The sequence below is a fragment of the Caminibacter pacificus genome (genome assembly GCF_003752135.1).
In the GTDB taxonomy this organism is placed as follows: domain Bacteria; phylum Campylobacterota; class Campylobacteria; order Campylobacterales; family Nautiliaceae; genus Caminibacter; species Caminibacter pacificus.
Window position 1 is genome coordinate 148,250 of the sequence record NZ_RJVK01000005.1, and the last position, 10,965, is coordinate 159,214.

11 protein-coding genes are annotated in these 10,965 nt (G+C 34.4%); 10 read left to right on the forward strand and 1 reads right to left on the reverse strand.

The features are described from left to right. Nucleotide 1 precedes the first annotated feature (1 nt). The 9 genes from EDC58_RS09365 to EDC58_RS09410 all read left to right on the forward strand — a co-directional run bounded on the left by EDC58_RS09365 (nucleotide 2) and on the right by EDC58_RS09410 (nucleotide 6,663). Nucleotides 2–235 (forward strand): phosphoribosylaminoimidazole synthetase, encoded by a 234-nt coding sequence (locus EDC58_RS09365; RefSeq protein ID WP_123353256.1) that lies wholly within the window; start codon nucleotides 2–4, stop codon nucleotides 233–235. After that, complete coding sequence (gene purM / locus EDC58_RS09370) at nucleotides 232–1,218, forward strand: phosphoribosylformylglycinamidine cyclo-ligase (protein ID WP_123353257.1); 987 nt, start codon at nucleotides 232–234, stop codon at nucleotides 1,216–1,218. Before EDC58_RS09365 ends, purM begins: the two co-directional genes overlap by 4 nt. After that, nucleotides 1,215–2,003: a phosphatidylserine decarboxylase gene (locus tag EDC58_RS09375; protein ID WP_123353258.1), complete on the forward strand. Its 789-nt coding sequence runs from the start codon at nucleotides 1,215–1,217 to the stop codon at nucleotides 2,001–2,003. The genes purM and EDC58_RS09375 overlap by 4 nt, the downstream gene beginning before the upstream one ends. Before the next feature lie 8 nt (nucleotides 2,004–2,011). Next, nucleotides 2,012–2,560 carry a MotE family protein gene (locus tag EDC58_RS09380; protein WP_123353259.1) on the forward strand — a complete coding sequence of 183 codons (549 nt, stop codon included), beginning with the start codon at nucleotides 2,012–2,014 and terminating at the stop codon, nucleotides 2,558–2,560. Next, the gene (locus tag EDC58_RS09385) at nucleotides 2,523–3,233 is read left to right on the forward strand and encodes a hypothetical protein (RefSeq protein ID WP_123353260.1); all 711 of its coding nucleotides are present in this window, start codon (nucleotides 2,523–2,525) and stop codon (nucleotides 3,231–3,233) included. Before EDC58_RS09380 ends, EDC58_RS09385 begins: the two co-directional genes overlap by 38 nt. A 33-nt stretch (nucleotides 3,234–3,266) precedes the next feature. Further along, nucleotides 3,267–3,824: a DUF507 family protein gene (locus tag EDC58_RS09390; RefSeq protein ID WP_123353261.1), complete on the forward strand. Its 558-nt coding sequence runs from the start codon at nucleotides 3,267–3,269 to the stop codon at nucleotides 3,822–3,824. Continuing rightward, nucleotides 3,821–4,945 (forward strand): glutamine-hydrolyzing carbamoyl-phosphate synthase small subunit, encoded by a 1,125-nt coding sequence (gene carA, locus EDC58_RS09395; protein ID WP_123353262.1) that lies wholly within the window; start codon nucleotides 3,821–3,823, stop codon nucleotides 4,943–4,945. The genes EDC58_RS09390 and carA overlap by 4 nt, the downstream gene beginning before the upstream one ends. 253 nt (nucleotides 4,946–5,198) lie before the next feature. Next, nucleotides 5,199–6,158, forward strand: coding sequence for an SLAC1 anion channel family protein (locus EDC58_RS09405; protein WP_123353264.1), 960 nt, complete (start codon nucleotides 5,199–5,201; stop codon nucleotides 6,156–6,158). 1 nt (nucleotide 6,159) lies between these two features. Beyond that, on the forward strand, nucleotides 6,160–6,663 hold the full coding sequence (locus EDC58_RS09410) for a DUF302 domain-containing protein (protein WP_123353265.1): 504 nt from the start codon (nucleotides 6,160–6,162) through the stop codon (nucleotides 6,661–6,663). Between the two features lie 3 nt (nucleotides 6,664–6,666). Here EDC58_RS09410 and EDC58_RS09415 read toward each other — a convergent pair whose 3' ends face one another. After that, nucleotides 6,667–7,491: a 3'-5' exonuclease gene (locus EDC58_RS09415; protein ID WP_123353266.1), complete on the reverse strand. Its 825-nt coding sequence runs from the start codon at nucleotides 7,489–7,491 to the stop codon at nucleotides 6,667–6,669. Between the two features lie 84 nt (nucleotides 7,492–7,575). On the opposite strand from EDC58_RS09415, the gene carB reads away from it, so the two are divergent. Then, nucleotides 7,576–10,845 carry a carbamoyl-phosphate synthase large subunit gene (gene carB / locus EDC58_RS09420; protein ID WP_123353267.1) on the forward strand — a complete coding sequence of 1,090 codons (3,270 nt, stop codon included), beginning with the start codon at nucleotides 7,576–7,578 and terminating at the stop codon, nucleotides 10,843–10,845. The last annotated feature ends 120 nt before the right edge of the window (nucleotides 10,846–10,965 follow it).

The following is a 10,965-nucleotide window of genomic DNA, read 5'->3' on the forward strand; positions in this document are numbered from 1 at the left end:
AATGAAGACTAAAAAAATGTTTTGTGCAGAGAGAGTTCAAAGACTTATGATGAGTATGTTTTTGTTGCTTATTTTAGCTCTTTTGGCAAAAGGGTATAGCGTAGCAGGATTGGTATTGTTGGCGTTTATGTCGATTATGTTGTTTATTCACTTTATTTTTGATTTTTGTCCTTCAACAGTTGTTTTGACAAAAATCTTCGGAAGTTGTTATTGCGAATGTAAGGATGAAGAATGAAAATAAGCTACAAAGACGCCGGTGTCGATATTGATGCCGGAAATTCGTTGGTAGATAAAATTAAACCGGTAGTAAAAGAGACTTTTAACGAAAACGTAGTCGGTGGAATAGGAAGTTTCGCCGGAGCTTTCAGACTTCCTGCGGGATATAAAAAGCCGGTATTACTATCCGCGACAGACGGAGTGGGTACTAAACTGAAACTTGCAATCGATGCAAAAAAATATGATACAGTCGGAATCGATTTGGTTGCTATGTGTGTAAACGATTTGATTTGTAACTTCGGAGAACCTCTATTTTTCTTAGACTATTACGCAACGGGCAAACTTGACGTTGATGCGGCCGCTGATGTTATTAAAGGAATAGCTAAAGGGTGTAAACAAGCCGAGTGCGCTTTAATAGGCGGAGAAACGGCCGAAATGCCAGGTATGTATAGTGAAAATGATTTTGACTTGGCAGGATTTGCTGTGGGAATCGCTGAAGAAGACGAACTTAATCCTAAAGTAAAAGAAGGTGATATTTTAGTCGCTCTTCCAAGCAGCGGAATTCATTCAAACGGATATTCGCTTGTAAGAAAGCTTTTCTTTGAAAAATTAAATATGAAATTCGATGACGAAATCGACGGTAAAAAACTTATCGACATACTTTTAACTCCTACAAGAATTTACGTAAAAGATTTCAAACGTCTAAAACCTTATATTCACGCACTCGCACACATCACAGGCGGAGGAATCGTAGAAAATTTACCAAGAGTATTGCCTGATGATTTGGAGGCTGTGGTATATAAAGATAAAATCAAAGTTCTTCCGATTTTCGAATTTATGAGTAAATACGTTGATGAAGCGGAAATGTATAGAACGTTTAATATGGGAGTCGGATTGATTCTTGCGGTTGATGAAAAAGACGTTGATGAAGTGCTTAAAAACAGCGACGGTTATGTTATCGGTGAAATTCAAAAAGGCAAAAAAGGAGTAAAACTAAAATGAACCCCTCCCGTTTGCTTTCAAAAATAGTTGTTAAAATAGCAAGAACTCCCTTTCCTAAATTCATTCAATGCTTTATCAACAAAACATACGTAAAAATCTTCAAAATAGATATGAGCGAATATACGCCTGAAGACCCTTGCGAATATCCTACTTTAAACGATTTGTTTATCAGACACAAAAAATATATCGAGTTTTATGAAGACAAAGATATTTTCGTAAGTCCGAGCGATTCTATGGTTATTTGTGACGGAGAAATAGAAGATGATACCGTTTATCAAATCAAAGGAAAAAAATACGATATAAAAGAGCTGATTCCTTATGAGACGAAATTAAACGGCGGATATTTTGTAAACCTATATCTCTCTCCGAAAGATTATCACAGATTTCACGTACCTATCGATATGGAAATAGTAAAAGCAACTTATATTCCGGGAGATTTGAAACCGGTGAAACCGAGCCAACTTGAAAAAGAGCTCGTTTTTCCAAAAAATAAAAGAATCGTACTAAGATGTAGGGACGATAAAGAGAGATATTTTTATTTCGTAGCCGTGGGTGCTATGATTGTCGGTAGAATCGTTATGAATTTCGATGAAAGATTGCAAAGAGACTATGACGAGATTACGACTTTTGAATATGATGAGCCGATTAAGCTTCAAAAAGGCGACGAGCTTGGAAGATTTGAATTCGGAAGTTCTATTTTGTTATTCTTCGGTCCTGAGCATTTTAAATATCTAAATCAAAAAGATTTCGTAGAAGTCGGTGATATTTTAGGAGAAATCTATTAGGAGTCGCTTTGAGAGCTAAATTAGTTTTTATTTTAATTCCTCTTTTTCTTTTTGCCGTTGATAATCAAAAACTTCTTGATTGTTATGAAATTTTCGCACAAAAAAGAGCCGAGCTTGAAGCACAGGCAGAGAAGATAATAGAACAACAAGAAGCTTTAGAATCCCTAAAAAACACCTATAAGGCGCTTTTTAAGAAAAAAGAGCAAAAATTAAAAGAAAAAGAAAAAGAACTAAACGCCACTCTTGCAAAAATCGAGCAAGAAAAAAAAGAGATTCAAAATCTTATAGAAGAGAATAAAAAAATCTTAGAAGAGATAAAAAAAGCAAAACTTGATAAAGTTACTCAAAGTTATGCAAAAATGCGTCCGAAAAACGCCGCTCAGATTCTTTCGAATATGCCTACTAAAGACGCTCTTGAGATTATTCAAAAACTCCCTGCAAAAACAATTGCAAAAATTTTTGCGAAAATGGACCCTCAAACAGCCGCGAAACTTAGCGAATTGTTATTAAAGGATACGAATGAAAGCACAACTACTCCTAACGCCAACGGCGGCTAAGTATTTAATAGCCGAAGCTCTTTTTAAAAAAATAGATTTTTCAAAAAGAATTTATGTCGCTTACGGCTCAACAAATCAAATTTTTTTAGAAAAGTTGGGAATAAAATTCGATGAACTTTATGTTGCCGGATGTTTTACGAATAAAAGCTTAAACGTAACCAAATCAAGACCCGATATCGTTGTTTTGCAAAACAAAAAAAAGATAAACATAAAAGATTTCGATATAACAAAAGACGACTATTTCATAAAAGGAGCAAACGCTCTTTGGTATGAGAACGGCAAAAAACACGCGGCTGTTGCGGCGGCTGACGATAAGGGAGGAACTTTTGGGAATTTTTATATCAAAGCCGCTTGCAGAGGTTCTAAAGTAATAATCCCGGTAACCCACGAAAAACTTATACCTTTTTACACACCTTCTTCTCAAAATGTAGATTTGGCTATGGGTAGCAAAATTGCCATGCTTAGATTTTTCTATGGAGAAGTATATACGGAAATAGAAGCCTTTAAGGAACTTTTCGGAGTAGAAGCAAAAGTAATAGCAAGCGGCGGAATTTTAGGAAACGAGGGAAGTTTGATATTTGAAATAGAGGGTGAAAGAGCTAAGGAAGCTTTTGAATTCGCAAAAGAGGCAAATAGTTATATTTTCGATAAAAGAGCGGAGTTTCTTTACTGAGTTTTTGTTATAATTTTATAAAAAAGGTTTGTAATGCTCATAAAAGAAGCCCAAGTGCCTTTTATTGCCAGAAGAATAGCAATAGATTTACTAAATAGCGGATACGTAACTTTCCCAAAAGGCATGGATACCGCGATAAAAGAGATAGAAGATATCGTGCTTGATGATGTTTTGTGGGAGAGAGAAATAGAAGATAAAGCAAGAGAAATCCTTGCTAAACAAGAAGAAGAAAACGAATATCTTTTTTATGACGTAGATAGAAGAGAAGTTTTCAAATTAATAAAAAAACAGATAGCCGAAGAAGAGGGGTTTCCATTAAAAAAAGACGAAAGAATCGATGATTTGGCTCACTTTTTGGTAAAAGAGCTTTGGGATAACGAACTTATAGATTACGACGTAAGAGACGGGAAAATTAAAAATATTATTTTCAAGTCTATTATGAACTTCCTAAATCAAGAAATAGAAGCAAGAGACGCAGTTTATAAAAAAATAGAGAATTACAAAAGACCTTTGGTTCCCGGCAGTGAAGAGTGGGAGCTTGTGTTTCAAAGACTTTATGAGCAAGAACTTAGAAAAAGAGGATTGCTATGAAAATATCTATTTTACTTGAAAACGGAACTTTTTTAGAAGCGAAAGGTTTTGGAGCTGAGGGTACTGCGGTTGGTGAAATAGTTTTTAATACTTCGATGACCGGTTATCAAGAAATTATTACCGACCCGAGTTACGCAGGGCAATTCGTAGTATTTACAATGCCTGAAATCGGAAACGTCGGAGTTAATAAAGACGATAACGAAAGTCAAAAAGCTTGGCTTAAAGGTGTAATCGTTAGAGAATATGTCGATACTTATTCGAATTTCAGGGGAGAGAGAAGCTTAGGAGAGTTTTTAAAAGAACAAGGCGTTCTTGGAATTTGTGAAATCGATACGAGGTTTTTAACTAAAATGATAAGAAACGAGGGTGCTATGATGATGATAGCATCGAGTGAAATTCATGATAAAAACGAACTTGAAAAAATCTTAAAATCTACTCCGAGAATTGAAGAGATTGATTATATTAAAGAAGTGACTACAAAAGAAGCTTATATTCACCCTCATGGCGCTTGGGATAGCAAAAACTTAAAATATAAAGAGAAAAATACGGATAAAAAAATTGCGGTTTATGATTTCGGGGTAAAAAGAAATATCTTAAACGAATTAACCGAAGCCGGAATGGAATGTTTGGTGGTTCCAGCAAATACTCCTGCTGAAGATGTAATTAAAATGTATGAAAACGGAGAAATCGGCGGAGTGTTTTTAAGCAACGGACCTGGTGACCCTCTTATTTTAAAAGAAGTACACGAAAAAATAAAAAAACTACTCGAAGCGAAAGTTCCTATGTTTGGAATTTGTCTTGGGCATCAACTTTTAAGTATTGCACACGGCTATCCTACTTTTAAACTTAAATTCGGACATCACGGAGGAAATCATCCTGTTAAAAACTATATCGGTAAAAGGCCGGTTGTTGAAATTACGGCACAAAACCACAACTACAACGTTCCTGAAGAGATAGAAGAAATTGCAGAAGTAACACACAAAAACCTTTTTGACGGCACTATCGAAGGTGTTAAATACAAAAACGAACCAGTATTTTCGGTACAACATCACCCTGAAGCAAGTCCGGGACCTCACGATAGTAAATATATTTTCAAAGAATTTTATAAAATAGTAAAATGAATCTCAAAATAATACACAAACTTCTTCTCGGAGTTTTTGTATTATTTCTACTTTTTTCCGCAATAGTTATCTTAGTTGGAGATTATTTAAACGATCCTTTACTTTCCATTGTGATTTTCATTGTCATATTATATGTTGTTTATTATTTAGGCATTAAATTTTTTATGAACGAATAATTATTTATAATTTTTTCTTATATCTGCCATAATATTTTTTAATATGTGCTATACTTCCCTCAAAAAAGGAGGGGAGTATGCAACGAAATTTGGCATATTTTCCTATACAGCTTTTTGCTGTAATTATGGGACTTTCTGGAATTACAATAGCTACAGCTAAAGCATGGCATTTTTTAAATTTACCTATTCATTGGCTTTATTTATTGTTACTTGTGATTGATACGATAGCTTTTTTTGTTATTTTAACTCTTTATTTAATTAAGCTAATTAAATATCCGGATATGGTAAAAAAAGAGTTTAATCATCCTATTAAAAGTTCTTTTTTTGCGGCAATTTCTATCAGTTTTTTATTGGTTTCGATTGCTTATATGGATTTTGCTCCAACAATTACTGTAGTTTTTTGGTACATAGGAGCGATTTTACAAATTATTTTTACCTTTATAGTAATCAAATTTTGGATCATTAACGATTTTGAAGTACATCATATTAATCCGGCCTGGTTTATTCCTATTGTAGGTAACGTATTGGTTCCTGTTGCTGGAGTTGATGTCGCTCCTTTATTTGTGAATCTGTTTTTCTTTTCGATAGGTATGTTTTTTTGGATCGTATTATTTACAATTGTGGTTTATAGAATGATATTTCACCATCCGCTTGGAAAGAGACTTATACCTACTTTTTTTATTCTTATAGCCCCTCCGGCGGTAGGTTTTATCAGTTATTTTAGGATAACGTTCGGGCTTGTTGATATGTTTTCTTTATTTTTATATTCAATAGCGCTTTTTATTTTGATATTGCTGTTTAGTATGTATAAAATGTTTATTAAATTACAGTTTTTTATTTCATGGTGGGCATATACGTTCCCTCTTGCGGCAATTACAATAGCAACTATTCTTTTGGATACGGCTTATCATAACGTAATATTGAAATCTTTCTCAATCTTATTGTGGATATTAACATTTTCGGTTGTATGTTTTGTTGCGTATAAAACTTTTGTTGCGATAAAAAATCAAAAAATTTGTGTACCTGAGGAGGAGTAAAATGAAAAGAAGTTTTTTAGTTGGAATTGGATTTGGTGTAGTTGTTTCACTGTTTTTGTTAGCATTGTTTTTTAAATGTTCGGCTGAAAATATGCTTTTTAAGCAAATTAGAAGCCCGTATGATTTTGATAAAACGGTTTCTTTAATTGTAAAAAGGATTTCCTCTACACCAGGTTGGCATGTTGTTACTGTAATCAACCAAGAAGAAGAGATTGAAAAATATGGTGGTCCAGATGTGGGGAAAGTGAAAATTATCAAGTTTTGTAATGCAAAGTATGCTGGGGAGATGTTAAGTAACGACAGAACGAAATTTATGGCTGTAAAAATGCCTTTGAGTATAGCTGTTTATGAAGATTCAAACGGGGAAGTAAAAATATCTCTTATGAACGGATATCTTTTGACAAGACTTTTAAGCATGACGCCTGAATCTAAAATTATGGAAAAAGTGGTAAGAGATATAGAAAAAATACTCGGATTCGTACATTTCAGATATTCAGTATTTTGATTTTTATAACTTTTCCCCTTCTTCCAATATTTTGTTAAATACTTTAAGTGTCATCTTAACGTCTTCTAACGCATCGTGATAATTTGCTTTTTGATTGCCTAAGAAAAATGCCACTGCTTCTTCGAGTTTAGGTTGTTTTTTCTTATCGAGTACCACGATATCCCAAGAATAAAACATAGTATCGAATATCGGAATATCTATAATATTTGGAAAATGTTTAGCTCTTTCAAGCTCCCTTTTTAACACACCGAAATCATAAAATACGTTATGTCCCACCACCATATCAAGTGAGTCGAAAATTTTTAAAATATCTTCTTTTTTTTCTTCGAAAGTAGGTTTGTCTTGAAGGTCTTCTTGTTTGATTTTATGGACGTTATACGCTTCTTCGCTAATTTTTGCTTTCGGGTTTAAAAATTCGTATATCTCTTCGGTTTGCATATTTTCCATATCTTGAATCACGATAGCATAAGAAATAATATAGCCGTAAATATCGGTGGTTTCCGTATCGAATACGCCGATTTTTTTTACTTTCGCTTCTTTTGGAGTGTTTTTTAAGTCGTTTATATAGAATTTTAAGAATTCTTTGCTCGAAAAGGCTTTTTGTGAGGGAATAGGTTTTAATCTTTTCATAAGACCGTCTCTTTCGAGTACGGTGGAGATAAGATAGTCTTGGTAATTTCTAAAAATTATATTATCGTGAATATCTTCTTTGATACATTTTTCAAGATAGCTTTTATCTTTTTTTAATTCTTCAAGAGCGTATTCTTTTGTTTTTTTATTAAAAATCGTCGCCCTTCTTAAAGCTTCAATTTTTTGAGGAAGTCTCAATTTTCGCCTTTTTTTAAAATTATATCATTTTTCATTTTTCACTTGTGACTTTTAAGGTATAATTACATATAAAAAAGGTTTTGTATGCCAAAAAGAGAAGATATTAAAACCATACTGCTTATAGGCTCCGGACCTATCGTTATCGGTCAAGCTTGCGAGTTCGATTATTCGGGCGTTCAAGCCGCAAAAACATTAAAATCATTAGGGTATAGAGTTGTTCTTGTGAATTCAAACCCGGCTACTATTATGACCGACCCGGAATTCGCCGATGCAACGTATATCGAGCCTATTACTCCGGAAGTTGTCGCGGAAATAATCAAAAAAGAAAATGTTGATGCTATTTTACCTACGATGGGAGGACAAACGGCCCTAAACGTAGCTATGGAAATGTATGAAAAAGGTATGCTTGAAGGAATCGAGTTTTTGGGTGCCAATCCTGAAGCTATTAAAAAAGGTGAAGATAGAGAAGAATTTAAAAAAGCTATTGAAAAAATCGGTCTTGATATGGCAAGAAGCGAAACCGCTCATACGCTTGATGAAGCCGTAGCAATTGCAAAAGAAATAGGCTTTCCTTTAATTGTCAGAGCGGCATATACTTTAGGTGGACTCGGAAGTGGTGTTGCGTATAATATGGAAGAGTTTAAAGAGCTTGCTAAAATCGGTCTTGAAGCAAGTCCGATTAGTGAAATTGAAATACTTGAATCTCTTCTTGGCTGGAAAGAATACGAAATGGAAGTTATCAGAGACAAAGACGATAACTGTATTATCGTATGTTCTATCGAAAACGTAGACCCTATGGGAGTTCATACGGGAGATAGTATCACCGTAGCACCAGCTTTGACACTTACGGATAAAGAATATCAAAGAATGAGAGACGCTTCGTTTGCGATTCTTAGAGAAATAGGTGTCGATACCGGAGGAAGTAACGTACAATTTGCCGTAAATCCTAAAAACGGAAGAATGATAGTAATCGAAATGAACCCGAGAGTTAGTAGAAGTAGTGCGCTTGCAAGTAAAGCTACGGGATATCCGATTGCAAAAGTGGCTACTCTTTTGGCGGTAGGATACACACTTGATGAAATTCAAAACGATATTACCGGAACAGCGGCGAGTTTCGAGCCGGTAATTGACTATGTCGTTACTAAAATCCCGAGATTTACTTTTGAAAAATTCCCTCAAGCCGATTCGACTTTAACTACTTCTATGAAGAGTGTCGGTGAAGTGATGGCGATTGGAAGAACGTTTAAAGAATCTATCCAAAAAGCTTTATATTCTCTTGAAACGGGACTTGACGGATTTGAGAGAAGAGAGTGTGATGAAGATACTTTGATTAAAAAATTAAGAATTCCGAATGACGAAAGAATTTTATACGTAGCCGAAGCTTTTAGAATGAGTAAAAGTGTTGATGAAATTTATGAAATTAGTAAAATAGACCCTTGGTTTTTAAACCAAATCAAAGAAATAGTGGAACTTGAAAAAGAGTTTTCAAAAGATATGTTAAATGACGAAGAACTTTTAAGAAAAGCGAAAACTTACGGATTTAGCGATAGAATGATTGCTAAAATTATCGGTGTTAGCGAAGAAGACGTATATCAAGCAAGAAAAAAATTCGGTATTGAAATCGATTATAACGAAGTGGATACTTGTGCGGCTGAATTCGATACGACTACAAGCTATCTATATTCAAGCGTAAATGTTACAAAAAACGTACCCCTTAGAGAATCTAATATCAAAAACGATAAAAAAGCTCTTATTTTAGGTGGGGGACCGAATAGAATCGGGCAAGGTATAGAATTTGATTACTGCTGTGTTCATGCTGCTTTTGCTCTTGAAGACTTAGGCGTTAAAACTATTATGTACAACTGCAACCCTGAAACTGTTTCAACGGATTACGATACGAGTGATGTTTTATATTTCGAACCTATTACTTTTGAGAGAGTGAGAAACGTTGTTGAGGTGGAAAATCCTGATGGTGTTATCGTGCAATTCGGAGGACAAACACCTCTAAAACTTGCAAAATCACTAACTGATATCAATGCCAAAATTATAGGTACATCTGCCGAAGTTATCGATAGAGCCGAAGATAGAGAAAAATTTGCCGAATTTATAAAAGAACTCGGACTAAATCAACCTGAGAACGGGACGGCGTTTACAAAAGAAGAAGCGTTTAAAATTGCAGAAAACATCGGATACCCGGTACTTGTTAGACCGAGTTACGTACTTGGCGGAAGAGCAATGAGAATCGTTTATAACGAAAACGAATTAAAAGAATATATGGACGAAGCGGTAAGTGTAAGTAACGAATCACCGGTATTAATCGATAAGTTTCTTGATAGAGCTATCGAACTTGATGTAGATGCGATAAGCGATACTAAAGAAGTGTATATAGGCGGTATTATGCAACATATCGAAGAAGCGGGAATTCACTCGGGAGACAGTGCTTGTAGTTTGCCGACCGTTAGCATTAGCGAAGAGAAGATAAAAGAGATAGAAAACGCTACAAAACAAATCGCTTTGAAACTCGGAGTTAAAGGATTACTAAATATCCAATACGCTCTTCATAAAGACAAACTTTATCTTATAGAAGTAAACCCAAGAGCAAGTAGAACGGTTCCTTTCGTGTCAAAAGCTACCGGTCTTCCTATGGCGAAAGTAGCAACGCGTGTTATGTGGAATCTTGCGTATAATCCTGAGATTAATGACGGAAAAGTACTTCAAGAAGCACTTAAATTTTATGATAAATTTAATGTAGTTACGTTTGACGGTAACGTATATAAACCTAAACAAAAAGATCACATCGCAGTTAAAGAAGCCGTATTTCCGTTTAATAAACTTCCTGGTGCCGATTTAATTCTCGGACCGGAAATGAAATCTACCGGTGAAGTTATGGGTATAAGTGAAAGTTTCGGTGAAAGTTTCCTAAAAGCACAACAAGCGGTAAAATTTAATCTTCCTACAAACGGAAAAGTATTTATTTCACTTACTGATATAGATAAAGAATTCGCTCCTGAAATTGCAAAAGAGTTTGTAAGTTTAGGATTTGAAGTAGTTGCAACAAGCGGTACTTATAAAGTTATTACAGAAGCCGGAATTAAAGCTACTAAAGTATTAAAAATAAGCGAAGGAAGACCGAATATCGTAGATATGATTAAAAATGAAGAAATTGCTCTTGTAATTAATACAAGTGATAATAAAGCAAGCAAAGACGACGCAAAAATTATTAGACGTGAAGTATTAAATCAAGGTATTCCTTATTATACGACAATTGCAGCAGCAAAAGCTGTAATTGAAGCGATTAAATTTATTCAACAAAATAAAGTCGGAGTTAAGTCTATCCAAGATTACTTTATTTAATCTCTCTTTTTTACTTTTTTCATTAAAACTCCCCAAAACTTGGGAATTCACAAGTATAATGTGAAAGGTGAAGAGAAAAAAGTGAAAAAAAGTGAAAATTTTTCAGAAAAACTCTTGACA

Bases quoted from the DNA above. Each gene is read 5' to 3' on its own strand.
- EDC58_RS09410 (WP_123353265.1), top strand. From the start codon at position 6,160: ATGAAAAGAAGTTTTTTAGTTGGAATTGGATTTGGTGTAGTTGTTTCA.
- EDC58_RS09405 (WP_123353264.1), top strand. From the start codon at position 5,199: ATGCAACGAAATTTGGCATATTTTCCTATACAGCTTTTTGCTGTAATT.
- purM (WP_123353257.1), top strand. From the start codon at position 232: ATGAAAATAAGCTACAAAGACGCCGGTGTCGATATTGATGCCGGAAAT.
- EDC58_RS09385 (WP_123353260.1), top strand. From the start codon at position 2,523: ATGAAAGCACAACTACTCCTAACGCCAACGGCGGCTAAGTATTTAATA.
- EDC58_RS09365 (WP_123353256.1), top strand. From the start codon at position 2: ATGAAGACTAAAAAAATGTTTTGTGCAGAGAGAGTTCAAAGACTTATG.
- carA (WP_123353262.1), top strand. From the start codon at position 3,821: ATGAAAATATCTATTTTACTTGAAAACGGAACTTTTTTAGAAGCGAAA.
- carB (WP_123353267.1), top strand. From the start codon at position 7,576: ATGCCAAAAAGAGAAGATATTAAAACCATACTGCTTATAGGCTCCGGA.
- EDC58_RS09390 (WP_123353261.1), top strand. From the start codon at position 3,267: ATGCTCATAAAAGAAGCCCAAGTGCCTTTTATTGCCAGAAGAATAGCA.
- EDC58_RS09375 (WP_123353258.1), top strand. From the start codon at position 1,215: ATGAACCCCTCCCGTTTGCTTTCAAAAATAGTTGTTAAAATAGCAAGA.